This window comes from Ensifer sp. Root31, from assembly GCF_001424825.1.
Classification (GTDB): Bacteria; Pseudomonadota; Alphaproteobacteria; order Rhizobiales; family Rhizobiaceae; genus Ensifer; species Ensifer canadensis.
Map to the genome: position 1 here is coordinate 270063 of NZ_LMCO01000066.1, position 26849 is coordinate 296911.

A 26849-nucleotide genomic window follows, 5' to 3' on the forward strand; every position below is an offset into this window, starting at 1 on the left:
CTCAAGTGACTATTGCGCGCCATGCTCAGGCCGTTTCGGCTTCCGCGACGTCGGCCGCCAGACGGTTCGCTTCCGCAAGCGTCAGGTAGGTTCTGCGCCGCCATTCCGGCTGTTCCGTCGGGCAATCGGCGCGGTAGTGGCCACCACGGCTCTCGGTGCGGCGAAGGGCGCCGACGGCGATCAGCTTGGCGGTGGTGATGATGTTGGTGAAGCGCATGCGGGTGTTGTCGCGCTCGAGCGCCGAAATTTCGCGGATCGCCCGCAACAGGCTTTCGCGCGTGCGCACCACGCCGACGCAGTCGCTCATCAGGCTGCGCAGGATCGTGAGCTGCGGGCTGTCTTCGACCGTGACCGGGTCGTCGTTTTCGCCGGCATTGTCGCCCCATTGGGTAAGCTGCGGCGTCGGCAGGGTGCCCTTGATGTTTTCGGCGATGCGGGCGGCAAAAACCACCGCTTCCAGCAGCGAATTGGAGGCCAGCCGATTGGCGCCGTGCACGCCGGTCGACGTCACTTCGCCGGCTGCCCAAAGACCGTCGATCGAGGTGCGGCCCTCAGCATCCGTCAGCACGCCGCCCATGTGGTAGTGCACCGCCGGTACGACCGGGATCGGCTGCGTCACCGGATCGATGCCGGCACCGATGCACGAGGCATAGACTGTCGGGAACATGTCCGGGAAATGCTTGCCGACCGCCTTGGTGCAATCGAGAAAGGCGCCGCGACCGGCCTGGACCTCGGCGAACACGCCGCGCGAGACGATGTCGCGTGGGGCAAGCTCGCCGTCCGGGTGAATGTCAAGCATGAAGCGATGCCCGGCCGAGTTGATAAGCTGGGCGCCGTCGCCACGCAACGCCTCGGTCGCAAGCGGCGCCGGGTCTTTGCCAATGTTGATCGCCGTCGGGTGAAACTGGACGAATTCCGGATCGGCGATGATCGCCCCTGCCCGCGCCGCCATGCCGAGACCCTGGCCGCAAGCTTCCCAAGGGTTGGTTGTCACCGCATAGAGGTGGCCGATGCCACCGGAACACAGAACCACGGCCCGCGCCGGAAACGAAACGCGCTTCTTCGCCTGGCCGGCATCCGGCCGGGCGATGACGCCGGAGATGAAGCGGCCTTCGCGCACCAGCTCTTCGACCACATAGCCTTCGATGATGCGGATCGACGGGGTGTTGCGCACAGCCGTGATCAGCGCTTCCATGATCGCCTTGCCGGCCATGTCGCCCTTGACGCGCACGATGCGGCGTTCGGAGTGGGCAGCTTCGCGCGACAGGATCAACTTGCCTTCGAGATCGCGGTCGAAGGGTACGCCATATTCCAGCAGATCGTGAATGCGCGCGGGACCTTCGGCCACCATCATGCGCGTCATCTTCTCGTCGACGATGCCGGCCCCCGCCGTCAACGTGTCGGCGACGTGTTTCTCGAAAGTGTCGCCCGGGCTCATCGCCGCAGCGATCCCCCCTTGCGCCCAGGCCGACGAGGCGCCGTGGCCGATCGGTGCGGCGGCGAGAATGGTTACCGGCCGGGGGCTGAGCTTCAGCGCGCAGAAGAGGCCGGCAAGGCCGCCGCCGACGATGACGATATCGTCAATCCCGTTGAAGGATTGCGGACGGAAATGATCTCTCAGCATGGTGCGGCTCTCCTCCAGCGCATGCTTGTATGCCGGGCCTTTCGCCCGGCAGGTGTTATTGCTTGAGGTTGACCATGCGTTCGACTGCAAGGCGCGCCCGATCGGCGATCGCCGGATCGACCAGAACCTCTTCCGTCATGGTGAGCAGGCTGTCGAGAATCTTCGGCAGCGTGATGCGCTTCATGTGCGGACAGAGATTGCAGGGCTTGATGAACTCGACGCCTTCGATCTCGGCCTGGATGTTCGATGCCATCGAGCATTCGGTGACGAGCAGGACCTTCGACGGCCGGTGGTCTTTGACGTAGTTGATCATGCCCGATGTCGAGCCGGCGAAATCGCAAACGGCAATCACATCCGGATGGCATTCGGGATGGCCGATGATCTCGATGCCCGGATTGGCTTCCTTGTAGGCCAGCAGTTCGGCGGCGGTGAAGCGCTCATGCACCTCGCAGTGGCCCTTCCAGGTCAGGATCTTCTTGTTGGTCTGGCGTGCGACGTTCATGGCCAGATATTCGTCCGGGATGCACAGCACCGTGTCCGATGCGAAGCTCTCAACGACCGCAAGCACGTTCGACGAGGTGCAGCAGATATCCGTCTCGGCCTTCACGTCGGCGGAGGTGTTGACGTAGGTGACGACGGGAACGCCGGGGTAACGCTGCTTCAGCAACCGTACATCCGCGCCGGTAATCGATTCCGACAGCGAGCAGCCGGCCTTTCCATCAGGGATCAGCACGGTCTTTTCCGGGCTCAACAGTTTGGAGGTCTCCGCCATGAAGTGAACGCCGCATTGGATGATGATCTCGGCATCGACCTTGCTGGCGTCGCGCGCCAACTGCAGCGAGTCCCCGACGATATCGGCGACGCAATGGAAGATATCGGGCGTCTGGTAGTTATGCGCGAGGATGACGGCGTTGCGCTCTTTCTTCAGCCGGTTGATGGCGTGAACGTAAGGCGCATAGACCGGCCACTCGATCGCCGGAATGAAATCCTTCACCTTCTCGTAAAGATGCTCCGTCTCGCGCGCGACTGCGGGTGTGAAAGCAAGCTCGGGTCTTTCGATGACGCCGAAGCGCTGGGCGGCGCTTACAAGAACCGGGTTCGCCACGGCCTGCGTGCGGGTGTCAAGGCGCGTCATCGAGATCTCCTCTCCGCCCCTCTCCTGGGCGGCTCTTCAATTATGCTCAAAATGAGCATAATTGAACCAAAACAAAAGCGGCAAAGCCGCATGGATTGATTTAGAAAGTTTTGTGACAGAATTCAAGAACGGAACGTCGCATTTTGCGACGCCCCGTTCACGGATTTCTTCAGGCCATGGCAGGCCGGGGAACGGCTTTCTCCTCGATCGGCCAATGAACGACGGCCGCAAACAGGCCGAGCGCCACGCCTAGCCACCATACCGGATCATAGGAGCCGAAGCGGTCATAGAGGTATCCGCCCATCCACACGCCCAGGAACGAACCCACCTGGTGCGAGAGAAAGACGATGCCGCCGAGCAGGCCGAGATGGCGTGTCCCGAACATGATGGCAACGAGCGCGTTTGTCGGCGGCACGGTCGAAAGCCAGAGCAAGCCCATGACGATTGCAAAGACAATGACCGAGGTCGGCGATTGCGGCAGCAGCAGGAAGGCGGTGACCGCGACCGACCGGGCAATGTAGATCAGCGCCAGGAAATAGGGCTTGGAATAATGTTGGCCGATGAAGCCGGCCGACAGCGAGCCGATGATGTTGAAGAACCCGATCAGCGCCAGCGCGATTACCGCATAGCGGGCGTCGATGCCGATGTCGCCGATATAAGCAGGGAAATGCGCGGTGATGAAGGCCACCTGGTAGCCGCAGACGAAGAAACCGGAGACCAGTAGCAGGTAGCTCTTGTGGCCGAGCGCTTCCTTCAGCGCCTGACCGATCGACTGCTTGTACTGCGCTTCCGTCTGCCGGCCGGAGGAAGCGTTTCCACGCAACGGAATGGCGAACAACGGCACCAGCAACATCAACACCCCGAGATAGACAAGGCTGTCCGACCAGCCATAGGCGGAGATCAGCCCCTGGCTCAGAGGCGCGAACAGAAACATGCCGGCGGACCCTGCCGCCGTGCAGATGCCGAAGGCCATGGAGCGCTGGTGCGGCGTGACGTTGCGGGCGAATGCGGAGAGCAGAATGCCGAACGAACCGGAGCCGACAGCCATGCCGATCAAGACGCCGCCACCGATGTGCAACCAGATCGCCGCATTGGCGTGGGCCATGATGAACAGGCCGGAGGCGTAGAGAAGCCCCGACATGGTCAACACGCGCCAGGTGCCGAACTTGTCGGCGATCGCGCCGAAGAAGGGCTGGCTCAGCCCCCAGCAGAGGTTCTGCAACGCCATTGCCAGACCGAAGGTCGTGCGGTCCCAACCGGTCTCGGCAAGCATCGGCAGCTGGAAGAAGCCCATCGCCGAGCGAGGACCGAAGGTGAGCATCGCAACGAGCGAGCCGGCGACAATAATCAGCCAAGGCATTTCCTGGCGAACGCTCGACGGCGCGGATGCTCCCGAAATGGCGGACATGGGTTTTCTCCTGATGACGAAGCGCGACCCTACGCGGACGCTAAAATAGATAAAAGCCAATTAAATTGACGACGCGATCACCGGAATTGATGAGGCCGGAAGCCACTCATCGGACATGCTGAAACCGCTGGCGAAACAGTCGTGGCGTCATACCCTTCTGGACCCTGAACTGCCGGTTGAAATTGGCGATCGAGCGATAGCCGACCGCCTCGGCCACATGAGCGATGGATTTTCCGGAGCCGGATAGAAGCGCGCAGGCCTCGCCGATCCTCAGCCGCATCAGATACTCCGAGATCGGCATGTCGAGATGGCGCAGGAACAGGCGGTGCAGGCCCGAGAGACTGAGGGCGGCAATATCCGCAAGCTCGTCCATCGAAGGGCTTTCGGCATAGGTGAGGTGGATGTGATCGAGCACGCGGTCGAGGCGACCACGATCGACGGCCCTGCCCGAGGGCGCGACGACCCGGTTAGACAATGGCGTTACATGCTCGTCCCGCGCAAGGATCGTCAGCAGCGCAAGGACATCCGGCAACCGCTCTTCAGGCTCGAGCGTACGCAGGCGCTCGAACAGCGGCCGAACGCGACGGGCTGCTCCTTGCGAGAATTGCAGGCCGGGCGCGGAGCGATCGAACATTGCCCGCACGCCACCGAGCTCGACAAAGCCGTCCTGCATCCGCTCCACCCATTCCGGGTGGAACCAGAGTACCAGCGCCACATGGGGCGCCCCCTCATCGACCTTGGACGCGGAATGCCATGTGTGCGGCAGGTTCGACCCGACCAGCACGAGATCGCCATCATCATAGGTGCCGATGTGGTCGCCGACGAAACGCTGGCCGCGCGAGTTCAGCGTAAGGGTCAGCTCGAATTCCGGATGGTGATGCCACTGAAACGGGATGCAATCGTCAAGCCGTCGGTCGAGAAGGATGGAGGATGCTTCCGTGGGCCTTGGGATCTTCTGCAGAACGGCCTTCATATTGCGCTCATCTGGATCATGACGCCAGATTAGTACCAATCTTTGCCGTACGAAGGCAACATGCCAGCCACGGAACGCCTAATCTGCCTGCATCGACAGAAAGACGCAGATGCACAGGAGGCCTTGCGCATGCTCAGAGACAGCCACCCCACAGCCGCCGCCGAAACCCAACTGAAGGACATCAAGAAGCGCCTCCCGTTGCGCGTGCTCTCGGAGGAGGACTGGCAGCACTGGATCACCAAGGGTTACGTGATCGTCCGGCAGGCCGTGCCGGCAGCCAATGTCGAGCGGCTCGTCGAACTGCTCTGGCGCTTCGACGAGAAGGATCCAGCCGACCCTTCGACCTGGTACGCGCCGCAGCGCCGCGAACACAAGATGAAGGAACTCAACAACACCGGCATGCTGGAGATCTACAATCACCAATATCTCTGGGACAATCGCCAGGAACCGCGCATCTATGGTGCCTTCGTCGATATCTGGGACCGGGAGGATCTTTGGGTGACGATCGACCGCGCCAACCTCAACCCGCCGAAAAGGGTCAAGGGAAATCCCAACGGTTTCATTCATTGGGACGTCGACACCTCGATCCGTCCGCTGCCGATCGGCGTCCAGGGCGTGCTCAGCCTGCAGAAGCAGGATGGCGATGTCGGCGGCTTTCAGTGTGTTCCTGAGCTGTTTGAAAACTTCGCCACCTGGGAAAAGACCCAACCGGCGGACAGAGACCCCATGCACCCCGACATGTCAGGCCTTTCGACCGTCAATATCGAGATGGAGGCAGGTGACCTGATGATTTTCAACAGCCTGCTTGCCCACGGCGTCCGGCCCAACCATTCCGATGGCAGGGTTCGCATGGCACAGTACATCTCCATGCATCCAGCCAAGTGGAACAACAGAGCCGAACGCGAAGAACGCGTGCGGCTCTGGCGGGAGCTCGACCATCCGAAGCGCGACGCCTTTCCGGGCGATCCGCGCGAATGGGAAAAGCACAACGCCACGCCCGCCAACCTCTCGGACCTCGGGGCAAAGCTGCTCGGCGTAACGCCCTGGTTCTGAGGCGGAGATCGTAGGTGGCTTCCGCCGGTTCAGGAAGCGCGCACCTTCATCGGCCAGCGCTCCCGGCGCCGGTCGACAATCCGCGCCTCGTCGCCGAGCTTCAAGGTTCCTTCGCCGCGCGGCACGACGTTCCAACCGAACAGCACGCCCGCCACGCGGCGGTCGGCCGACATGCGCTTTTCGGCGAGGCCCTGGATCGGATTGCCGCCGATGCGTTCGCCGGTGATCTGGTCCTGGGTGGTCATGATGCAGCGGGCGCAGGGTTTGACGAAATCGAAGCGGATGCCGCCGATCTCCAGGCTCTCCCAGAAATCCTCGTCCCAGGCCTCATCGCAATCGAGCAGGATGTTGGTGCGGAACCGGTCCATGCCGACGGGCTCCTGCCCCTTCTCCGCAAGTGTACGGTTCAGATCGGCAAGCGAGCCTGTGGTGGTGATCAGCACCGGAAAGCCATCAGCAAAACCGACGGGTGCTGCCGTGCCGGCCCACTCGGCACCGACGAAACGCTCCGCCGAAGCATCCATATGGGCAAGCTTGACGGGCCGGCCGAACCAGCCCGACAGCGTCTCGTTTGTTGCATCGTCGGCCACTGCCGCATCGACGTCGCTTGCCCAGACGCGCACGTCGAGCCGCTGGTCAGGATCGAAGCGCACGATGAGTGCCTTGTCGCCCATCTTCAGCTGCACGCCGCCATCAATGTGGTTTGCCTCGACCTGTGCCAGCGTCTGCAGCTCGCGCTGGGTGATGAAACGCCCATCCGGCTCCACCAGCATGAAACGGCGGTCGCCCTCGAAACCATCGAGATTGACGGTGACCGTCTCAAGCGGGATCGCCCGGCCGCTCTTCAGCGGATGAATGTTCAGTCCGGTCACCTTCATCGAAAACGCTCCACGTTGAGAAACAGATTCAGGCCGTTCGCGATCTGATTCACAGGACGGCGGTAATGGATTGAAAGGCTTAGATTTCATCCAGCATCATGGCAAGCACATCGCGCAGCCGTTGCTGGCGTTCGAGCGCCAGCCTGCGACCGGTAGCCGTCTGAAATCCATCGGCCAGCTTGAACAGCTTGGTCTCGAAATGGTCAATGGCAAAGGCCTTGTCGTCGAGCTCTCGATCCTCTGCCAGCGGATCGAGCGGATCGTAAAGGCCGCTGCCCATGCGCCCGGCGATGTAGAAGCAGCGGGCAGCGCCGACCATGCCGATCGCATCCAGTCGGTCTGCATCCTGCAGGATCTTCGCCTCGATCGTCTCGGGCGTGATGCTGGCCGAAAAGCTGTGGGTGAGAATTGCATGGGCGACGGACGATATGGCTTCAGCCGACCAGCCGAGATCGCGCAGGATGTCGGCGGCTTTTTCAGCCGCAAGCCTTGAGGCCTGCGTGCGATGCGGCGAGTTCTTTTCGACAGAAACGCAATCGTGCAGCAACACGGCTGCGGAGAGCACGCGTTCGTCACCACCCTCTTCGGCATGGATGCGGGCGGCGTTCTTCCAGACCCGGATCAGGTGGGATGCATCATGCGAACCGTCATCTGCCGCAAAAGCATGCGGCAGGAGAACGGCGGCGAGATCAGCATGCGGCGCGAATGCCGCCGCCAATGCAAAATTACGAGTCATGGCATCAACCTATTGCGGCTGTGTCGGCGCAGCAGACGACTGCCGCGTCACGCCGACGCCCGAAAGGATCTTCTGGTAGAACAGCCCGATGCCGATCAAAACGCCGCCGAGCCCGATGAAGGAGAGCGCGCGCAGGAAGCCCTCGAGATTGGACATGTCGATCAGGAAGACCTTCAGAACGGCAATGAAGACCAGCACGGCCGAGGCGATGCGAATGCTCTTGGCATTGAAGCGCGAGCCGAACACCAAAAGCAGCACGCCGAGCACCAGCCAGACGACCGAATAGGTGTAGGTCTCACCCTGCAGGAAGCCTTTCCAGTCCACGATGTTCTCCCCCTGCCAGAGGCGCCGGACGGAAAGCGTTGCCCATGCAAAAGCGAGGATCGCGCCACTGACGGCGAGCGCCATGACGTAGGGCAATGGTCGTTTGCCGCGCGCATACCAGGCAAGGCCCGCATAACCGATGCCCGGCAGGAGATAGCCGATCAAAAGCAGATCGAAGAACGGGATGGCCCCCAAGAGTTCGCCGCTGAAATACGGATTGAGCCCGAAGAGATGCGCTGAGAGAACCGAGAGCATCGAGAACACGCCAAGCCCCATGCCGCCGTAGCGGAAGACAGGGCTTGGTGACTTCATGTCCAGCGTCATGAACACACCCGAGGCACCGATCGCCAGCAACGTGTAGATCGACTGCTCGCCAAGCGTCGGTACGGCGCTGTCGAGCACGCCACCGTTCATGGCATGGCGAACGAGGATCGCCAGCGTCAACAGCACGAAGAGGCTCGCCAGGGCCTGCAGCAGGTTGCGCACACGCACATCCGGCCAGGATCGGACGAGATAGGCAGAGGCGACAAGCAAGAGCGCGGGAATGCCGTAGCCCGGCAACAGCGCATTGAACACCGGCGTGGTGCCGAGGTTTTCAGCGCCGACGATCGTCGGCTCCCAGGCGATACGGCCAAGAACGACGATCGCCGCTGCGCCGGTCATCCAGGGCAGGATTGGCCAGGTCCGAACACGGGTCGCGCCGGCATAGGCAGTCCCAAGCAGCGCAATCGCCAGGGTGGTGACGAGGCCATCGGTCCAGGCATGCAAGGCGATCACGAAGAGCGCAAAGGAGCCGGTAACCAGAAGGCTCGAGGCGATATCCACGCCCTCTGCTTCGCCGTCACGGCGATAGAGCCAATCGGCAAGCGCCAGCAGACCACCACCGACAACGAGCGCGAAAAGGCCGTGCGGCAGATCGAAGGTGTAGTTGCCGGTCATCAGGAATGACATCGTGGTCAGAGCAACCGGAACGACGGCGGCAATGCCGGCCCACAGGATAGCGAACTGCGGGTGTTCGCGCAGGCGGCGGGTGAGCACGAATGCGCCGAACAGCACGAACAGCGTTGCCAGCAGCAAGGCCTTCAGCGTCGCGGTTCGGCTGGGCAGAACGATCTCCGGCGCAACACCGGCAAGCGAAGAGTCGAGATAGGCAAGGACGCCGCTCAGCGCCGTCAGGCTGCCGATGCCGACGATCGCGCCGAGGGCAGACAGCAGGGCCGGATAGACGGCATTCGTCCGCCATGCGCCGAGTGCGGCCAGGGCCGCGACCACGACGAAGAACTCCTTGACGGGATATTCCACGGCGCTGACGGCCGGGCTGATGAAGATCAGAGCGAGCACGGTCGCGGCAATGGCCGCGGAAACGCTGATGGCGGCATAGGCCGGCGTGAAGAGCTTCTCCCACGGGCCGGCAACCGCAATCGGGCGGTTCGTCGGCTCAGGCAACGGCTCACTGGGCGCATCGGTGTCCATCGCACCCGGCCAGACCAGCCCGACACCCAGGATCATCACCAGCAGCGCAAAGGCGACCGGCAGCGCGTCGAAGGGCGATACCGCGGTGACATAGGCAAGCCCCCAGAGCCCGATGCCGACATTGGCGAGCGTCGGCACGACCATCCAGCGCCGCAACCGCGACGCCAATAAGGTCGCGAGCCACACGACCGACAGGAAGCCGAAGAGAACCCAGGGGCGCGGCTCATCGCTCGATACCAGCAACGGTGTGATCAGCGAGGCAAGCAAGCCGAGGCCGGCCAGCGCCTGCCCATGCAGCAACGACAGGCCGACGGTTGCGAGCGAAATCATCGCCAGCAGCACGAAGGCCGTCGCCGTGCCGATGAAGCCATAGATGTCATAAGCCGCATAGGCGACCCCGAACAACGTGACGGCACCGGCGGCAGTGAGGATGCCGGGGATCATCGCATTCTGGAATTCGTTGGCGATAACGGGCACGGCGCGACGGCGAATGACCTCGCCAGCCGCAGCCAGCAGCAAACCGAAGAGTGCGGCCAGCGTCAGCCGGACGGCAGGGCTCAGAAGACCGGCGTCGATCGAATACTTGACCATGAAGACGCCACCGAGCGCCAGTGCGATGCCGCCGACCCAGACGGCCCAGCGGGCACCGAGACGGCTTTCCAGGCTTTCCACCTGCCGGGATGGCGCTGCATCGACGGAGGTCGCCTCGACGCTCGCGGCCACGGCTTCGTCGGATGCGGTTTCGGGCTCGGTCGGTTCGGCATTGCCGAAGATCCTTGCGCCTTCGCGAGCGCTCGCCGAGAGCCCATCGACGCCTTCATCATCGTCGGTCACCGCATCGGCGGAGCGTTCAGAAAGCGCTGCCGCCTGCTCCGACGCGATATCGCCTTCCGGCGCTGCGAGCCCGGCCGCAGCCGTCAATCGCGCGATCTCCTTCTTGAGCGCGGCGACTTCGCTGTCCAACCGTTCTGCTGTCTTCCTGCCGCCGAAAAAGGCGGAGAGCGCCAGAACAAAAGCGACTAAGGCAATAACTTCAATCATGTTTTCCCCTGGCGGCAATATTCGCAGGCCGATCGCGACCATACAGAGTTTTGCACGACCGCCAAAGGCATAGACGGTTGAGAGCCCCAATCTCTTCGCGGAAATGTATAAGTTTCATTCACGTGATGCGCCGGCGTCGCGACAGCCGAGCAGCTATGAGGCACAGCCAACGGCATCCCACTCACGTATGCGACTTCCGCCGGCGCCCATGTGAGCGCCGACGATCGTTGCAGCGTCGGGGAAAGGGCGGCTGCTATCGGCGCAGATTGTCGATCGGGAAGATCGCGCAGGTTTCCGTCCCGTGCGCCAGAAGCTTGCCACCAGCATCACGCAGCCAGGCCTCCGACGTGGCGATGGTGCGGCCACGGTGGACGATCTTGCCTTCGCAGAAGACTTCGCCCATGCCGGGCAGCAAGGGCCGCACCAGGTTTACCTTGAATTCGACAGTGGTGTAGGCCTCGCCGGGCTTCATCATCGTGAACACTGCGCATCCCAGCGCCGAATCCATCACCGTCGCCGTCCAGCCGCCATGCACGGTTCCAAGCGGGTTCAGATGCTCCTCGGTCGGCAGCCCCTTGAAGACCACCCGCCCCTCCTCGACCTCGGTCAGGCCAAACTTGAGCGTTGCCGACATCGGCGGCGCCGGCAGGTCGCCCTTCAAAAGATCCTGCATGACCTTGAGGCCGCCGTCGCGCGCAACGCGATCCAGCGGAAGCACGCCGATGCCGGATACAGGCATGCCGGGGAAAAGTTCTTGAAACATGCAAACTCCCTTGAGGTGTGACAGCCTCTTTCACACGCCCGATCGGACGCGCGGCGCTGTCGATCACGCGGCTGAAGAAGAAGGCCTCAATGCCTTGAGCGCCGCATTGACGAAACCATCGCGCGCGGACGAAACCTTGAGGCCGCGTGGCTCATAGACATGGCGGTTGAGAAAGAAGGCCGTCAGGCGGAAGGCGGCGGCAAGGCTGTCATAGTCGGCCGCACTTCGCGCTTCGACGGCGAGAAACTCCGGCAGCGCGAGCATGCGGTCGGCATAGGGCATGCCGGCTGCGCGGCAGACGGCCCGGCCCGACTTCGGCGACACGAAGGCCAGGTCTTCGCGCGTTCCGGTCGCCACGCATTCGGTCAGATCAAGCCCGAAACCAAGATCGTTCAAAACGGCAAGTTCGAAGCGCACGAACAGTTCACCGGCATCGGCCGGATCCTCGAGGTGATCGACGATGACGGCCAGCGCCTCATAGAGATGCGGATGCGGATCGCGCTCCGGCAGCAGGCGTAAAAGCGCGCCCAGCGCCTGGATGCCATAGACTGACGTGGCCGCCTCCATCAGCCGCGCCGCCCGGAGTTCGAGCGGCTCGATGCGGAACTCGCCCATATGCTCATCGAGCCGCGCGCGCCAGGTCAATTCGACGGTATTTCCCGGCTGAAGGACGGGCTGCATGGTGCGCGAACGGCCGGACCGCACCATGCCAAGATGCCGGCCCCGCGACGCAGTCATGACTTCGGCGATGGCCGAGCTTTCGCCGTGCCGCCTGATCCCGAGAATGATGGCCTGATCGCTCCATTGCATGAAAAAGGCATACACCCGCGATGGAAAGCGGATCAAGCGATGATGCCAGTCTGGCATCGCGATCTAGCGCTTTCACGCAGACCTCCGCACTGTCGCCTTTCGGTGACACTCACCAATTGCCTCAATTCCGTCGCGCTCTTGCCTCCCCGAGGCCATGTTTGGCATTAGAACGGCCGTACACGGCGGCAACGTCCGCTCCCTCCCGAAATGCAATCAGCAGGAATATTGACCCGATTATGTGTGTGTCCCGGAACAGCGCCGGCCGCTTGGCGCAGCTCTTCGCCCTCCTTCTTGCCACGTCCACGCTCGCAGGCTGCGTGACCAGCGGCGGACCGGCGAAGCCGAAGGGACCCGATCCCTACTATGTCGCGATGTATGGACCGAAGCCGGACGAAAAGTTTCCGCTCGACGCCATCGATATCAGGAAGGTCGATACGCGCTATCTGCGCCAGCAGGTTGCCTATGCGACCCATGAGCCGCCCGGCACCATCGTGATCGACACGCAGAATCGCTTCCTCTACCTGGTCCAGGACGGCGGCATGGCGATGCGCTACGGTATCGGGGTCGGCAAGGCCGGCCTGGAATTCGAAGGCGAAGCCCGTATCGGCCGCAAGGCCGAATGGCCGCGCTGGACGCCCACCTCCAGCATGGTCGCGCGCGAACCCGAACGCTACGGCCCGCTTGCCGGCGGCATGGAACCGGGCGTGCGCAACCCGCTTGGGCCGCGCGCGCTCTACCTTTTCCAGGGCGACCGCGACACGCTGTTCCGCATCCACGGAACCACCGAGGCCTGGTCGATCGGCAAGGCGGTATCGAGCGGCTGCATCCGGCTCTTCAACCCTGATATCATCGATCTCTACAGCCGCGTGCCGAAGGATTCGCGCGTCGTCGTGCTGCAGGCGGAAGCGCCGATGAATGAGACGCTCGCGCCAATGTCGACGCCGGCAAACGCCGGCGAGCCGTTCGCCTACTAATCCCGCTGCCGGGCGCCTACCAGGCGTCCGGCGTGCGCAGCATGTGCACAATGTTGGCCGGGTTCATGATCCAGCCGCCGCGAAAGCCTTCGCCGAGATCCTCGACCGCATCGCAGCGCACCACGCCTTTTTCGGCAAGCCCGCCGAGTGCGGCCTCATGGTCGTCGGTGAAGAGTTCGAGCCACACCTCCGCCTGGCTGTAATTCGGCGCCTCGTCGATCCAAAGCCTGTTAGGACCGAGGATAAAACCCTTGGCCGGCGCCTTCTCGTCGAAAGGCTCGAGACCGACCGTGTCGCGGTAGAAGGCGACGACCGCCTCATATTGGTGCGACGGCACCTTCATAGCGATGTTGATACCACCCGTAATCGTCATCGTGTGATCTCCCTTAAAGCGGCGGCTCGGTTGCGGGCTGCCCGGACAATTCGCTGACGTAGTAGCCCTGGCGCAGGTTGATGCCGTATTCGAGCCAGGCCTTCATGCAGGCCAGCATTTGCGACCAACCCTCGCAGTTCATGTAGGAACTCTTCTGTCCGCGCGCGTTTTCGCGCCAGCCGGTTTCGGCGATCGTCACCATGGTGGCGCCGTCCTCGAGTGGCTGGAAGCGCATCTCGACCTTGGTGCGATAAGGCTCCTCCTCCTTCTCCACCATCGCATCCCAGCGAAGGACGATGCGCTCGTGGGGTTCCACGGCCTCGACCTCTATCGGCACGTTGCCCCACCAGGTAACCGTTGTTCCGGCGACCAAGGGCCCACTGACCCCGCCAAGGGTGACGAAGTACTTGCTGATCTGATCAGGATTGACCACGGCATCGAATACCTCGGCGACAGGCCGGTCGATGCGTCCATTCACACGAAATTCGAAAGACATGACCTCTTCTCCCATTGTGCTGACACAGCATATGTTATAAAAATATAACATGTCAACCGATTCGAAAGATGACCTTGTTTTCAAGGCACTCGCCAACGGCCTGCGCCGACAGATCCTCGACGCCCTGAAGGATGAGCCGCAGACGACCGGCATGCTCTGCGAGCAGTTTGACAGCCTTGATCGCTGCACCGTCATGCAGCATTTAAGAGTTCTCGAAGACGCCGATCTGGTGATCGTTCAGCGTGAGGGCCGCGAGCGCTGGAACCACCTCAACGCCATGCCGATCCAGGCCATCCACAATCGTTGGATCAGCCAGTATGCCGGCCAGGCGATGTCGATCCTTTCCGCCCTTCAGCAAGGGCTCGACCGCCCCTCGGAATGACGGTTTCGGCTTTCCATTGCCCTGCTTTCTTCGTATGAACGCGCGACAACGCAATCTGGGGATATCGTCTTGCGCTACCTCATCACCGGCACGGCCGGCTTCATCGGTTTTCATCTTGCAAAGCGACTGATCGACGAAGGGCATTTCGTCGTCGGCTTCGACGGAATGACGCCCTACTACGACGTCACGCTCAAGGAACAGCGCCACGCGATCCTCGCCCGCTCGAACGGCTTCAAGGCGGTCGTCGGCATGCTGGAAGACCGGGATGCGCTGAACCACGCCGCAGAGCTTGCCGAGCCGGAGGTCATCATCCATCTGGCTGCCCAGGCCGGCGTCCGCTACAGCCTGGAAAACCCCAAGGCCTATGTCGATTCCAACCTCATCGGCTCCTGGAACATGTTGGAGTTGGCGCGCGAAATCGGCCCCAAGCACCTGATGCTGGCCTCGACCTCATCGATCTACGGCGCCAACGAAAAGATCCCTTTCGCCGAGACAGACCGGGCCGACGAGCCGATGACGATCTACGCGGCGACGAAGAAATCGATGGAACTGATGGCGCACAGCTATGCCCATCTCTACAAGGTGCCGACGACGGCCTTCCGTTTCTTCACGGTCTATGGCCCCTGGGGTCGGCCCGACATGGCGCTGTTCAAGTTCATCGACGCCATCCACAACGACCGGCCGATCGACATTTACGGCGAAGGCCGCATGAGCCGCGACTTCACCTATATCGACGATCTCGTCGAAGGCATCCTCAGGCTTTCGCATGTCCTCCCCTCGGAGGAAAACCGGGTGCCATCCGAAAAGGCGCAGGACACGCTGTCGCGGCAGGCGCCATTCCGCGTCGTCAATATCGGCGGCGGCCAGCCGGTCGAACTGATGACCTTCATCGAGACGATCGAAAAGGCAGTCGGTCGCCCGGCGCTTCGCAACATGCTGCCGATGCAGCAGGGCGATGTGCCACGCACCTATGCGTCTCCGGATCTGCTTGAGGCGCTCACCGATTTCAAGCCGTCGATTTCGGTGGAAGACGGTGTCGCGCGCTTTGCAGCCTGGTATGACGAATATTACGGTCGCTCCGAGAAGGCTGGCTCGCCGGCCCGGCAGGCCTGAGGCAACCATCGGCGACGACTGCCGTCGCCACACTTTGCATAAGCGAAGCTCTCGCAACAAAAGGAAGAGCAGATGAAAGTCACGATGATCGGCGCCGGCTATGTCGGCCTTGTTTCGGGTGTGTGTTTTGCCGATTTCGGCCATGACGTGGTTTGCCTCGACAAGGACGAAAGCAAGATCGATGCCCTGATGCAGGGGCGCATTCCGATCTTTGAACCCGGCCTCGACCATCTCGTCGCGAGCAATGTCCAGTCCGGCCGCCTGTCGTTCACCACGGATCTCGTTTCGGCGGTCGCGGACAGCGACGTGATCTTCATCGCCGTCGGCACGCCGTCGCGTCGCGGCGACGGCCATGCCGATCTCTCCTATGTCTACGCCGCAGCGCGCGAGATCGCCGTCAACCTCAAGGGTTTCACCGTCATCGTGACGAAGTCGACGGTTCCGGTCGGCACCGGCGACGAGGTCGAGCGCATCATCCGCGAAACCAACCCGGACGCCGATTTCGCCGTGGTTTCCAATNATCGTGACGAAGTCGACGGTTCCGGTCGGCACCGGCGACGAGGTCGAGCGCATCATCCGCGAAACCAACCCGGACGCCGATTTCGCCGTGGTTTCCAATCCGGAATTCCTGCGCGAAGGTGCCGCCATCGAGGACTTCAAGCGCCCCGACCGCATCGTCATCGGCCTTGCCGACGATGATGCGCGCGCCCGCGACGTCATGACCGAGGTCTACCGTCCGCTCTACCTCAACCAGGCGCCGCTGGTCTTCACCTCGCGCCGCACCTCCGANGACGATGATGCGCGCGCCCGCGACGTCATGACCGAGGTCTACCGTCCGCTCTACCTCAACCAGGCGCCGCTGGTCTTCACCTCGCGCCGCACCTCCGAACTAATCAAATACGCCGGCAACGCTTTCCTGGCGATGAAGATCACCTTCATCAACGAGATGGCCGATCTCTGCGAGAAGGTCGACGCCAACGTGCAGGACGTTGCCCGCGGCATCGGCCTCGACGGCCGTATCGGTGGAAAATTCCTGCATGCCGGCCCGGGTTACGGCGGCTCCTGCTTCCCGAAGGACACGCTGGCGCTGGTCAAGACCGCCCAGGACTTCGACAGCCCCGTGCGCCTGGTCGAGACCACCGTCGCCATCAATGACAACCGCAAGCGCGCCATGGGCCGCAAGGTTATCGCGGCTGCCGGCGGCGATGTACGCGGACGCAAGGTCGCCGTCCTCGGCCTCACCTTCAAGCCGAACACCGACGACATGCGCGACAGCCCGGCCATCACCGTGGTTCAGACGCTGCAGGACGCCGGCGCCCATGTCGTCGGCTATGATCCGGAAGGCATGGAAAACGCCAAGAAACTGATGGACGGTCTCGATTTCGCCAAGGATCCGTACGAGGCAGCCGCAGAGGCCGACGTGCTGGTGATCGTGACCGAATGGAACGAGTTCCGCGCGCTCGACTTCCGCCGGTTGAAAGCCGTGATGAAGGCGCCGGTACTGGTCGACCTCAGAAACATCTATCGCCCCGACGAAGTTGCAAAGCACGGCTTTGCCTATGCCAGCGTCGGCCGGCCGCAGTGAGGGCTGCAAGACACGGAATCTAACGCCGGGCGCCCTGCCCGGCGATCGTCTGCGACAGGCGGCGACAGACTTAAAGTTTCCTGTTATGCCGCATGTCGTTATCGCAAAACCGCTGCACACTTTTGCGCGACATGCTCTATGCCTTCGGTATCGGCTGGGGCGGCAGTGCCTCCCAGCTTTTGCCGGCAAGGATGACACAGCTTCGGCCGGTGACATCCGTGACGATCAGGGTCCAGGTGCCGCTATCGGCGGCATAGATTTCCATCACCGCATGCGGGTTGATCAATCCGATCCCCGCAGGCTTTTCCTGATACTGTCGCATGAGAAATTCGATCACTTCGGATCGCGCGGCACAGTTCGCCATCACCTGCGAACTTGCCGGGTTTGGAAGTGCCGTCACCGCGGCCGCCAATATGACGGCTCGAGCGAGGCCACGGATCATATTGCGTCCCATGACGCACCTCCTTTCGCCGGGAAACCCGGCGGAAAAGGAGTTTCCGCTGACCTCATCCGCCGTTGACCGGCATTGTTATGATCGGCACTTGCTCGCGACACGATACAAGTGCCGCCACGAGATCAGTATGGCGGAGCAATCCGTATATTACAATTGACTAATTTACGGAGAGTAACCCGGGAACCGATACGACTTCTGGGCGACCCGTATTACTTGCGCTTCATCGCTTCCATGAGCGCGGCACCAAAGGCGCCCTGCGACGGCTGCTGCGGCTTCTGCGGACGCGCTGGCGCGCTGCGATTGCCGTTGTTCGATCCCGGCGCCCTCGCCTCGCGGCCCGTATCGGCACCGATGTCCTTGCGCATGGTCAAGCCAATGCGCTTGCGCGGTACATCCACCTCGGTCACCCGCACCTGAACCACGTCGCCGGCCTTGACCACTTCATGGGGGTCCTTCACGAACCGGTCCGCAAGCTGCGAAACATGAACGAGGCCATCCTGATGGACGCCGATGTCGACGAAGGCGCCAAAGGCGGCAACATTTGTCACGGTGCCTTCGAGCTGCATGCCGACCTTCAGATCCTTGATGTCGTCGATGCCCTCGGCGAAGGTCGCGGTCTTGAAGCTCGGGCGCGGGTCGCGGCCCGGTTTTTCCAGTTCGGCCAGAATGTCCTTCACCGTCGGCAGGCCAAAACGCTCATCGACGAAGACACGCGGATCGAGCTGCTTCAACGCCGCGCTGTCGCCCATCAATGCGCGCACATCGCGCCCGCAGGCCGCGACGATCTTCTTGGCGACACCATAGGCTTCCGGGTGGACCGACGACGCATCGAGCGGCTCCTTGCCATCAGGAATGCGCAGGAAGCCGGCGCACTGTTCAAAGGTGCGGGCGCCGAGACGCGCGACGTTCAAGAGTTCCTTGCGGCTGGCGAACGGTCCGGCGGCATCGCGGTGTGCGACGATCGCTTCTGCCGAAGACTTGCCGAGACCGGAGACGCGCGCAAGCAGCGGTGCGGATGCCGTATTCACATCGACACCGACGGCGTTCACCGCGTCTTCCACGACCGCATCCAGCGAGCGGTTGAGCTTCGACTGGTCGACATCGTGCTGATACTGGCCGACGCCGATCGACTTCGGCTCGATCTTGACGAGCTCAGCCAGCGGGTCCTGCAGGCGCCGGGCGATGGAGACGGCGCCACGCAGGGAGACGTCTAGACCGGGGAACTCAAGTGCGGCCGTCTCCGAGGCGGAATAGACCGAAGCACCGGCTTCGGACACGATGACCTTGGTGGGCTTTGGCGCCGGCAGTTGGGCAAGCATGTCGGCGACAAGCTTCTCCGTCTCGCGGCTGCCGGTGCCATTGCCGATCGCGATCAGCTCGACCTTGTGCTTGCGGACCAGCGATGCCAGCTCGGCCTGCGTGCCGCGGACATCGTTCTTCGGCGGGAACGGATAAACGGTCGTTGTCTCCAAAAGCTTGCCGGTACCATCGACAATGGCGACCTTGACGCCGGTGCGAATGCCCGGATCCAGCCCCATCGTCGCGCGCGAGCCGGCCGGAGCGGCCAGCAGCAGGTCCTTCAGGTTGCGGGCGAAAACGTGGATTGCTTCCTCTTCCGCCCGTTCGCGCAGCTCGCGCATCAGGTCGAGAGACAGCGACATCGACAGCTTCACGCGCCAGGTCCAACCGATAACCTCGGAAAGCCATTTGTCGCCCGGCAGCTGTCCGCCGACATTGTAGGCGGCCGCAATCATGCGCTCGACCGGTTTGACGGGAGACGTATCGTCCTGATCGACGACGATATCGACTGACAACACCTCCTCGTTCCAGCCGCGCAGCATGGCAAGCGCCCGGTGACCCGGTGTGGTCGCCCAGCGTTCGGAATGATCGAAATAGTCCGAGAACTTGGCACCCGCCGCCTGCTTGCCGTCGACGACCTTGGCCCGCAGGAACGCCGCGCCCTTCATGTGATTGCGCAGGCGGCCGAGCAGGTCGGCATTCTCCGCCATGCCTTCGGCGATAATGTCGCGCGCGCCGTCAAGCGCCGTCTTCACATCGGGCACATCTGCCGTCAGAAACTTTGCGGCGCGGTCAGCCGGTGCGACCGTCCGGTCGGCGAGAATAGCTTCGGCAAGCGGCCCAAGGCCCCGCTCCTTGGCGATCTCCGCCTTGGTGCGCCGCTTCGGCTTGTAGGGCAGATAGATATCTTCGAGTTCGGCCTTGGTTTCCACCGCGGCGATCTTGGCTTCGAGTTCGTCGGTCAGCTTGCCCTGTCCGCGGATCGATTCGATGATCGAACCCCGCCTTGCCTCCAGTTCGCGCAGATAGGTCAGACGCTCAGCCAGCGTGCGCAGCTGCGTGTCGTCGAGCCCGCCGGTCACTTCCTTGCGGTAACGCGCGATGAACGGCACCGTCGCGCCCTCATCGAGCAGCTCCACCGCGGCGATTACCTGGGAGGTCGACGCCTTGATCTCGCTGGCAATGATGGCGGCGATGGGTTTTGCTGGGCTGGCCATGGTGGGATCCGTCTTTCCTGTTTTCAGTCGGCGACCATAAAGGCGCAGGTCTTCAAGGCCAAGTGAAGGCTTGCGTGGCGAAACCGGAACTCCACAGGAGAGGTGCGCTCGACCTGTGTTTTCTAAGGATGTCGTTGCACCGAAACCGCGGCGCACTTTCGGGCGACATGCGTTAAATATCCACCAGCTCAAGCGGCGGGCGGGTCATTTCGAATTCCATCAGTTCCCGTTCCTTCGCCTCGATGTAACCGCGTGCGAAAGGCACCGTATCGAGCGACGGCGACAGCTGCAGCTGGAAGATGAAGTGCTTGTCATGCAGGAAGGCCGTCTCCGACGCGGCGAGATAGAACTCCCACATCCGGAAGAAGCGCTCGTCGAACAGCTTTACCGCCTCTTCGCGCCGCGCGAGGAAACGCTCCCGCCACGCCCTTAATGTCCAGGCATAGTGCATCGACAGGATCTCGATATCCTTGACGAGAAGCTGGGTCTTTTCAACGGAAGGCAGAACCTCCGAAAGCGCCGGGATGTAACCGCCGGGGAAGATGTATTTCTCGATCCATGGATTGGTCGCCCAGGGTTTGTAGACCTGCCCGATCGAGTGCAACAGCATCACGCCCTCAGGCTTCAACAATTCCCTGATCTTGCGAAAGAATCGGCCGTAATTGCCGATGCCGACATGTTCGAACATACCGACCGACACGATGCGGTCGAACTGCCGCCCCTGCATCGTCCTATAGTCCTGAAGCTCGAAGCGGACACGATCGGAAAAGCCTCGCTTGGCCGCCCGCTCGCGCGAGATCTTCAGCTGCTCTTCGCTGAGTGTGATGCCCGTCACCTCGACGCCGGAGGATTCCGCAAGATACATCGCCATCCCGCCCCAGCCGGAGCCGACCTCAAGCACCTTCTGCCCGGGTTCAAGCAGCAGCTTGGCGGCGATATGGCGCTTCTTGGCGAGTTGCGCCTCATCGAGCGAGATGCCCGGCGGCTCGAAATAGGCGCAGGAATATTGCCAGTCCTGATCGAGGAACAGATTGAAGAGCTTGCGATCGAGATCATAGTGATGGGCGACATTGTGCCGGTTGCGATTGACCGGCATGCGGCTCTTCACCTGCTGGCGCAACACATGCTGAAGAGCAACCAGCGTGTTGGGAACAGTCGCGGCGTTCTCCAGACCGTTTTCCTTTACTATCGAGAGCACATCGAAAATGTCGCCGTCCTCGATGACGACGCGGCCATCCATATAAAGCTCGCCGAAACGAAGCCCCGGGTCGATAGCGATCGCTTTTTCAGCTTCCGCATCGACAATGCGGATCGTTGCCGGCTTTCCCGAGCCGTCACCCAGAATGACCTGCTCACCCGCAGAAAAAAACACCGTCAGATTGCCCTTGCGCACCAGACGGCGAAGCAAATTCAACAATGCCGCATTCATATCCAACCCCTGCCAGACACATCCTGTGTCCTGCTGCGTAGGAGCGGCGACGGGGCCGGTTCTATCGGGGCTTCCGGGAAAGCGTTGCGGCGCGCATGAAGAATGATGCGGAACGCAGGGGCATGACGCGACCTAATTCCGGAAGCGGCGAAAACCGGCTCTGGCGTGGCCTCATGGTATCCGGAACAGATGCGGCGCTCCTCGTGCGCGCGCTGCCGGAAATTCGCCATGCCAGCCGCCATCGGGCTCCTATCCATCAGAACTTACACTAACTTAGTAAGCTTCAAACGATTGGCAATGGGCTTTTTATGCCCCCTCAAAGATTTGTTTGCTTAGTAAATCGGCCGAATTGGCCTCAGCTCCGACGACCCCGCGACCCGGTAGGGAATGCCGGTCATGCGGCCGGGTGAAATCGAGCATGGGACCAACAGGCACGATGCGGGTCGGATTGACGTGGGCGATGCCGTAATAGCCTCGCTTGATATGGTCGATGCGCACCGTCTCGGCGATGCCGGGCCACTGGTAGATTTCGCGCAGATAGTTGGAAAGCGCCGGATAATCTTCGATCCGGCGAAGATTGCACTTGAAGACGCCGTGGTAGGCCGCATCGAACCGGATCAATGTCACGAACAGACGGATATCGGCCTCCGTCAGGTACTCGCCGGCGATGTAACGATTGGCCGCCAGGTGGCGCTCGAGCTCGTCGAGCATCCCGAACAGGCTCGTGACGGCCTCGTCATAGGCGCTTTGAGACTTGGCGAACCCGGCGCGGTAGACGCCGTTGTTGACGCGCTCGTAAATCGGGTCGTTCCAGTGATCGATCTCCGCACGCAGCGCTTGAGGGTAAAAATCGAGGCGGTTGCCGGTCAGGTCGTCGAAAGCCGAATTCAGGATGCGGATGATGTCGGCGGATTCGTTGTTGACGATGCGCCCTTCCTTCATGTCCCAAAGGACGGGGACCGACACCTTGCCGGTGTAATGGCCATCACTCGCCGTATAGAGCTCGTGATGATAACGGATCAGACCAACACGCCCGCCAGCGTCCACAGGCTCGTCGTAGACCCAACCATCCTCGCCTAGCAGCGGGTCGGAGACGGTAAGCCCGATGACGTCCTGCAGTCCCTTGAGATTGCGAAAAGCGATCGTGCGCGACGCCCAGGGGCAGAGGTACGAAACGAACAGACGAAAGCGCCCGGCCTCCGCCGGAAGACCTGGCTGCCCCTGCGGGCCGGGGCCGCCATCGGCCGTGATCCAGCTGTGGAAACGGGTCGGCTCGCGGAAAAAGGCGCCACCCTTCATCTCGCTCGCAGCAACGTCACCCTTGACCCATTTTCCATCGACGAGCTGCGGCATGAATTCTCTCCTGAACCTACGGGGAATGCCAACTCACTCACACGCGGGCGCGTGCCGGTCAATTCGGCGGCCGGTTGACAGATCGTTCGCATTACACAGCCCACACGCCCAGCGCGTAGCATCACGGTAGCGCCACATTGTCGAGCAATCCCGGTCGCGAGAGGGAGAATCAGGATGAAAAGATTCGTCATTGTCGCCGTGCTTTTTGCTGCCGTCGTCTGGCTCCTCAACACGTCCCTGCTGGCAACGCCCCCCGAGGGCCCGCCTAAGATTCTCGCGCATCGCGGCATCCACCAGACCTATCCGAAAGCGGGCGTGGGGAACGATACCTGCACGGCCGAGATCATCGAAAAGCCACGGCACGATCACCTCGAAAATACCGTCGCCTGAATGCAGGCCGCCTTCGATTCCGGCGCTGCGGTCGTCGAACTCGACATCCACCTGACGCCCGATCGGCAGTTCGCGGTCTTCCACGACTGGACGTTCGACTGCCGCACTGAAGGCAAAGGGGTCACCGAGGAAACGCCAATGACGGTGCTGAAATCGCTCGACATCGGCTACGGCTATACCGCCGACGGCGGCAAGACCTTTCCGTTCCGCGGAAAAGGCACCGGCCACATGCCGACCTTGGAGGAGGTTTTCACCGCCCTGCCCGATCGCCAGTTTCTCGTCAATTTCAAGAGCCGCCGGGCCGAGGAAGGCGCAGCGCTCGCCGCCCTGCTCGAAACACATCCGGAATGGCGGCAAGCCGTCTTTGGGGTCTATGGCGGCGGCGAGCCGACGCGGGAAGCGCTGAAGCTGGTGAAGGGCCTGCGTGGTTACGACAGGAACTCTGTCGTCGGCTGCCTCGCCCGCTACATCGCCTATGGCTGGACCGGCGTCGTTCCGGCCGCCTGCCAGAACACGCTGGTGATCGTTCCGGGAAACTATGCGCCCTGGCTGTGGGGTTGGCCCGACCGTTTTGCACAGCGCATGAAATCAGCCGGCAGCGAGATCATCCTGCTCGGCCCCTATGCCGGCGGAGATTTCACCACGGGCATCGATAGCGCGGAAGATCTTGAACTGGTGCCGGAGAACTTCTCGGGCTACGTCTGGACTAACCGTGCCGAGATGATCGGGCCGATGCTGGCAAAAAGACAGCCGGCGTCCTACAGCGCCGCGCGTCTTATTAGACGCGCAAAGGTCGCTGCAGCACTTTGATTTGCTGCATGTTTTTATCCTTAAATCGAATAGGATTTAAGGAAACATGCAGTAGCGGTTCCTATCCAATCTCGTTTGTCACTGAGGGAGCGTACGGTTGGGGCACCGGCGCCTTGACCTGAGACAAGTCCCGCCTGTCGTTTCGGCAGATGCCCGGCAGCCCGAAGTTCACCCTCCGAGAGGAGCCGGCCGCCAGCAGGGCTGGCGAGCGGCGTTAGCGGTATTGAGAATACTGGCCGATCAGCGTGGGAACTCAAGACCCATTTCGCGGAAGCGCTCGGGATCATCGCCCCAGTTTTCACGCACCTTGACGAACAGGAAGAGGTGCACCGGCTGCTCAAGGATTTCGGAGATTTCCTTCCGCGACGCGGTGGAGATCGCCTTGATCGCATCGCCATTCTTGCCGAGTGCGATCTTCTTCTGGCTTTCGCGCTCGACGTAGATCACCTGTTCGATACGAACGGATCCGTCCTTGCGCTCTTCCCACTTCTCGGTTTCGACATGCGAGGCGTAGGGAAGTTCCTGATGCAGGCGCAGGAACAGTTTTTCGCGAGTGATTTCGGCCGCGAGCTGGCGCATCGGCAGGTCGGAGATCTGGTCTTCCGGATAATACCAGGGACCTTCCGGCAGCGTCTCGGCAAGATAATCCATCAGATCCTTGCAGCCCGAGCCGGTCAGCGCGGAGATCATGAAGGTGCGCTCGAACTTGATCGTCTCGTTGGCCGCCGCTGCAAGCTTCAGCAGATCCTCCGGTCGCACCTGGTCGATCTTGTTCAGAACCAGGATCTTCGGCTGGTGGACTTCCTTCATGCCCTGAAGGATCGTTTCCGCATCGCCCTTCAGGCCACGCTCGCTGTCGATCAGGAGCATGATCACATCGGCGTCCTTGGCGCCACCCCAGGCCGTCGTCACCATTGCCCGGTCGAGCCGGCGCCGTGGCTTGAAGATGCCCGGCGTGTCCATGAACACGATCTGTGCGTTGTCGTGGATGGCAATGCCACGCACGATCGCCCGGGTCGTCTGAACCTTGTGGCTGACGATCGAAACCTTGGCGCCGACGAGGCGGTTGACCAGCGTCGATTTTCCCGCGTTGGTGGCGCCGATCAGCGCCACGAAACCAGAGTGGGTCGGCGCGCTTTCGGCGGCCGTATCTTTTTCCATATCCGTCATGTTTTCCGTCAATTTCCGGCGGAGACTTTCCGCCACACGCCTTCGCGTTCCAACAATTTTGTCGCGGCCACCTGCTCGGCGCCGCGCTTGGATCGATCCGTCCCGGTCTCGGGCGCAACGCCGGCAACCTCCACGGTCACCGTGAAACGCGGGTCGTGGTCGGGGCCGGAGCGGTTGTCCGTCCGATATGTCGGCGCAATGCCAAACTTGGCATGCGCCCATTCCTGCAATTCGGTCTTGGCATCGCGACGGGCGCCGTCGGCACGGGTCGCCCGCTCTTTCCAGTGAAGCAGCACGAATTTACGCGCCGCCTCCAGCCCGCCGTCGAGATAGATGGCGGCGATGAGCGACTCTACCACATCGGCGCGCACATTCATCATCGCCTTTCCGGTGATTTTCTTCACGTCGGAACCGGTGCGGATAAACTGGTGCAGCGCCAGGTCGTCGGCGACCAGGGCGCAGCTCTCGGCGCTGACGAGCTGGTTCAGCCGCACCGAAAGTTCGCCCTCGTTGGCATCACGAAAGGTCTGGAACAGAAGCTCGGAGACGCAAAGCCCCAGCACACGGTCTCCGAGGAATTCGAGCCGCTGGTAGTTCGATCCCCTGGCATTGCGGGCGCTGGAATGGGTCAGCGCCCGATCGAGCCGTTCCTTCTCGCTGAACTGATAGCCAATCACGGCCTCGAGCTTGGCCCGATCCTCCGCGCTTAGCGACCGCGCCTTCATCATTCGACCGCCTTGAACAGGCGGTCGTAGCGCAGGTTCGCCGGCCACTTCCAGATCTCGCGGAACGAGGTGTCATTGCCGAGCGAGAAGAAGATCAGGCTCGCGCGGCCGACAAGGTTCTCGGCCGGCACGAAGCCGACGTCGAAGCGGCTGTCGGCCGAGTTGTCGCGATTGTCGCCCATCATGAAGTAATGACCTTCGGGCACGATGAACTCGCGGGTGTTGTCACCGCGCGAATCCGGGAACTGATCGAGCGTGTCATAGGAAACGCCATTGTCCATGGTTTCGCGGTAGACCGGAACGTCGCCACCGGTGTCGTACTGATCGTCGGCGCGGAAGACACCGTCAGGCGCGCGATCGATCGGCTTGTCGTTGACGTAGAGAATGCTGTTGCGGACCTGGATGCGATCGCCCGGCAGGCCAACCAGACGCTTGATGTAGTCGATGTCCGGGTTTGGCGGAAAGCGGAAGACGACGATGTCGCCGCGCTCCGGCTCGCTGGCGAAGATTCGGCCCGAGAACAGATCCGGCGAGAACGGCAGCGAATACTTGGAGTAGCCGTAGGCGAACTTGTTGACGAAGATGTAGTCGCCGACAAGCAGGGTCGGCATCATCGAGCCCGACGGAATGGTGAAGGGCTGAAAGAAGACGGTGCGAATGACCACGGCCAGGAGCAGCGCCTGGATGATGACCTTCACATTCTCCCAGAGACCGCTCTGCTTCGCTTCTGTCTTTTCTGCCACGCTGCTGTCTTCCTTTGTCATCGGCGCGCTGGATAGGCGCTCCGCTCAATCAACTGTCATTCGCGCTTTCGGTTCCAGCCTCACCGGCGGATGCGCAATTCTGTATCCATGCTGCAAG

General features: G+C 62.0%; 22 protein-coding genes and 4 pseudogenes. 8 read left to right on the forward strand and 18 right to left on the reverse strand.

All coding sequences use genetic code 11. The features are described 5' to 3' along the window. Nucleotides 1-25 precede the first annotated feature (25 nt). From ASD00_RS35590 to ASD00_RS35605, 4 genes are all read right to left on the reverse strand, one after another. The gene (locus ASD00_RS35590) at nucleotides 26-1624 is read right to left on the reverse strand and encodes an L-aspartate oxidase (protein ID WP_025426409.1); all 1599 of its coding nucleotides are present in this window, start codon (nucleotides 1622-1624) and stop codon (nucleotides 26-28) included. Nucleotides 1625-1679: 55 nt separating this feature from the next. Continuing rightward, nucleotides 1680-2759, reverse strand: coding sequence for a quinolinate synthase NadA (gene nadA / locus ASD00_RS35595; RefSeq protein WP_025426408.1), 1080 nt, complete (start codon nucleotides 2757-2759; stop codon nucleotides 1680-1682). Between the two features lie 169 nt (nucleotides 2760-2928). After that, nucleotides 2929-4167 carry an MFS transporter gene (locus tag ASD00_RS35600; RefSeq protein WP_025426407.1) on the reverse strand — a complete coding sequence of 413 codons (1239 nt, stop codon included), beginning with the start codon at nucleotides 4165-4167 and terminating at the stop codon, nucleotides 2929-2931. A gap of 106 nt (nucleotides 4168-4273) precedes the next feature. Continuing rightward, the gene (locus ASD00_RS35605) at nucleotides 4274-5140 is read right to left on the reverse strand and encodes an AraC family transcriptional regulator (protein WP_025426406.1); all 867 of its coding nucleotides are present in this window, start codon (nucleotides 5138-5140) and stop codon (nucleotides 4274-4276) included. A gap of 129 nt (nucleotides 5141-5269) precedes the next feature. Between ASD00_RS35605 and ASD00_RS35610 the strand changes: the two genes are divergently transcribed. Continuing rightward, complete coding sequence (locus ASD00_RS35610; RefSeq protein WP_038576814.1) at nucleotides 5270-6193, forward strand: phytanoyl-CoA dioxygenase family protein; 924 nt, start codon at nucleotides 5270-5272, stop codon at nucleotides 6191-6193. 29 nt (nucleotides 6194-6222) lie between these two features. On the opposite strand, the gene ASD00_RS35615 is transcribed toward ASD00_RS35610, so the two are convergent. From ASD00_RS35615 to recO, 5 genes are all read right to left on the reverse strand, one after another. Beyond that, nucleotides 6223-7071, reverse strand: coding sequence for an MOSC domain-containing protein (locus ASD00_RS35615; protein WP_025426404.1), 849 nt, complete (start codon nucleotides 7069-7071; stop codon nucleotides 6223-6225). A gap of 79 nt (nucleotides 7072-7150) precedes the next feature. Continuing rightward, on the reverse strand, nucleotides 7151-7807 hold the full coding sequence (locus ASD00_RS35620; protein WP_025426403.1) for an HD domain-containing protein: 657 nt from the start codon (nucleotides 7805-7807) through the stop codon (nucleotides 7151-7153). Nucleotides 7808-7816: 9 nt separating this feature from the next. Then, a complete protein-coding gene (locus ASD00_RS35625) occupies nucleotides 7817-10645 on the reverse strand; it encodes a DUF2339 domain-containing protein (RefSeq protein ID WP_057211527.1) in 2829 nt (942 codons plus the stop codon). A gap of 253 nt (nucleotides 10646-10898) precedes the next feature. Further along, nucleotides 10899-11408 (reverse strand): PaaI family thioesterase, encoded by a 510-nt coding sequence (locus ASD00_RS35630; RefSeq protein ID WP_057211453.1) that lies wholly within the window; start codon nucleotides 11406-11408, stop codon nucleotides 10899-10901. Between the two features lie 63 nt (nucleotides 11409-11471). Beyond that, nucleotides 11472-12218, reverse strand: a complete 747-nt coding sequence (gene recO, locus ASD00_RS35635; protein ID WP_038576811.1) for a DNA repair protein RecO — start codon at nucleotides 12216-12218, stop codon at nucleotides 11472-11474. Between the two features lie 236 nt (nucleotides 12219-12454). On the opposite strand from recO, the gene ASD00_RS35640 reads away from it, so the two are divergent. Continuing rightward, nucleotides 12455-13192, forward strand: a complete 738-nt coding sequence (locus ASD00_RS35640; protein ID WP_025426399.1) for a L,D-transpeptidase — start codon at nucleotides 12455-12457, stop codon at nucleotides 13190-13192. Nucleotides 13193-13208: 16 nt separating this feature from the next. Here ASD00_RS35640 and ASD00_RS35645 read toward each other — a convergent pair whose 3' ends face one another. Together ASD00_RS35645 and ASD00_RS35650 are read right to left on the reverse strand one after the other, a co-directional pair. Then, a complete protein-coding gene (locus tag ASD00_RS35645) occupies nucleotides 13209-13565 on the reverse strand; it encodes a glyoxalase/bleomycin resistance/dioxygenase family protein (RefSeq protein WP_025426398.1) in 357 nt (118 codons plus the stop codon). A 13-nt stretch (nucleotides 13566-13578) separates the two neighbouring features. Continuing rightward, entirely contained in the window at nucleotides 13579-14061 is a 483-nt protein-coding gene (locus ASD00_RS35650) for an SRPBCC domain-containing protein (RefSeq protein ID WP_025426397.1), read from the reverse strand. A 49-nt stretch (nucleotides 14062-14110) separates the two neighbouring features. On the opposite strand from ASD00_RS35650, the gene ASD00_RS35655 reads away from it, so the two are divergent. The 5 genes and pseudogenes from ASD00_RS35655 to ASD00_RS42215 form a co-directional block, all read left to right on the forward strand. Beyond that, complete coding sequence (locus ASD00_RS35655; protein ID WP_025426396.1) at nucleotides 14111-14443, forward strand: helix-turn-helix domain-containing protein; 333 nt, start codon at nucleotides 14111-14113, stop codon at nucleotides 14441-14443. A 69-nt stretch (nucleotides 14444-14512) separates the two neighbouring features. Next, nucleotides 14513-15556, forward strand: coding sequence for an NAD-dependent epimerase (locus ASD00_RS35660; protein WP_057211454.1), 1044 nt, complete (start codon nucleotides 14513-14515; stop codon nucleotides 15554-15556). 72 nt (nucleotides 15557-15628) lie between these two features. Continuing rightward, nucleotides 15629-16075: pseudogene (locus ASD00_RS42205) on the forward strand (3-hydroxyacyl-CoA dehydrogenase NAD-binding domain-containing protein); the annotation flags it as partial. Nucleotide 16076: 1 nt separating this feature from the next. After that, a pseudogene (locus tag ASD00_RS42210) lies at nucleotides 16077-16345 on the forward strand (UDP-glucose 6-dehydrogenase); the annotation flags it as partial. 1 nt (nucleotide 16346) lies between these two features. After that, nucleotides 16347-17141, forward strand: a pseudogene (locus ASD00_RS42215) (nucleotide sugar dehydrogenase); the annotation flags it as partial. A gap of 136 nt (nucleotides 17142-17277) precedes the next feature. Here ASD00_RS42215 and ASD00_RS35670 read toward each other — a convergent pair. The 4 genes from ASD00_RS35670 to ASD00_RS35685 all read right to left on the reverse strand — a co-directional run bounded on the left by ASD00_RS35670 (nucleotide 17278) and on the right by ASD00_RS35685 (nucleotide 22893). Next, entirely contained in the window at nucleotides 17278-17595 is a 318-nt protein-coding gene (locus tag ASD00_RS35670; protein ID WP_025426393.1) for a hypothetical protein, read from the reverse strand. A gap of 209 nt (nucleotides 17596-17804) precedes the next feature. Continuing rightward, nucleotides 17805-20111 (reverse strand): Tex family protein, encoded by a 2307-nt coding sequence (locus ASD00_RS35675; protein ID WP_057211455.1) that lies wholly within the window; start codon nucleotides 20109-20111, stop codon nucleotides 17805-17807. A gap of 172 nt (nucleotides 20112-20283) precedes the next feature. After that, nucleotides 20284-21540 (reverse strand): cyclopropane-fatty-acyl-phospholipid synthase family protein, encoded by a 1257-nt coding sequence (locus tag ASD00_RS35680; protein WP_057211457.1) that lies wholly within the window; start codon nucleotides 21538-21540, stop codon nucleotides 20284-20286. Nucleotides 21541-21846: 306 nt separating this feature from the next. Then, nucleotides 21847-22893, reverse strand: coding sequence for a glutathione S-transferase family protein (locus tag ASD00_RS35685; RefSeq protein ID WP_057211459.1), 1047 nt, complete (start codon nucleotides 22891-22893; stop codon nucleotides 21847-21849). Between the two features lie 174 nt (nucleotides 22894-23067). On the opposite strand from ASD00_RS35685, the pseudogene ASD00_RS35690 reads away from it, so the two are divergent. Continuing rightward, nucleotides 23068-24093, forward strand: a pseudogene (locus ASD00_RS35690) (glycerophosphodiester phosphodiesterase family protein). Nucleotides 24094-24333: 240 nt separating this feature from the next. On the opposite strand, the gene era reads toward ASD00_RS35690, so the two are convergent. Genes era through lepB form a run of 3 tightly spaced genes read right to left on the reverse strand, consistent with a single transcriptional unit; the run spans nucleotide 24334 to nucleotide 26731 of the window. Further along, nucleotides 24334-25263, reverse strand: a complete 930-nt coding sequence (gene era, locus ASD00_RS35695; RefSeq protein ID WP_025426388.1) for a GTPase Era — start codon at nucleotides 25261-25263, stop codon at nucleotides 24334-24336. An 8-nt stretch (nucleotides 25264-25271) separates the two neighbouring features. Then, the gene (rnc, locus tag ASD00_RS35700; protein ID WP_025426387.1) at nucleotides 25272-25991 is read right to left on the reverse strand and encodes a ribonuclease III; all 720 of its coding nucleotides are present in this window, start codon (nucleotides 25989-25991) and stop codon (nucleotides 25272-25274) included. After that, nucleotides 25988-26731 carry a signal peptidase I gene (lepB, locus tag ASD00_RS35705; protein ID WP_025426386.1) on the reverse strand — a complete coding sequence of 248 codons (744 nt, stop codon included), beginning with the start codon at nucleotides 26729-26731 and terminating at the stop codon, nucleotides 25988-25990. Before lepB ends, rnc begins: the two co-directional genes overlap by 4 nt. Between the last annotated feature and the right edge of the window lie 118 nt (nucleotides 26732-26849).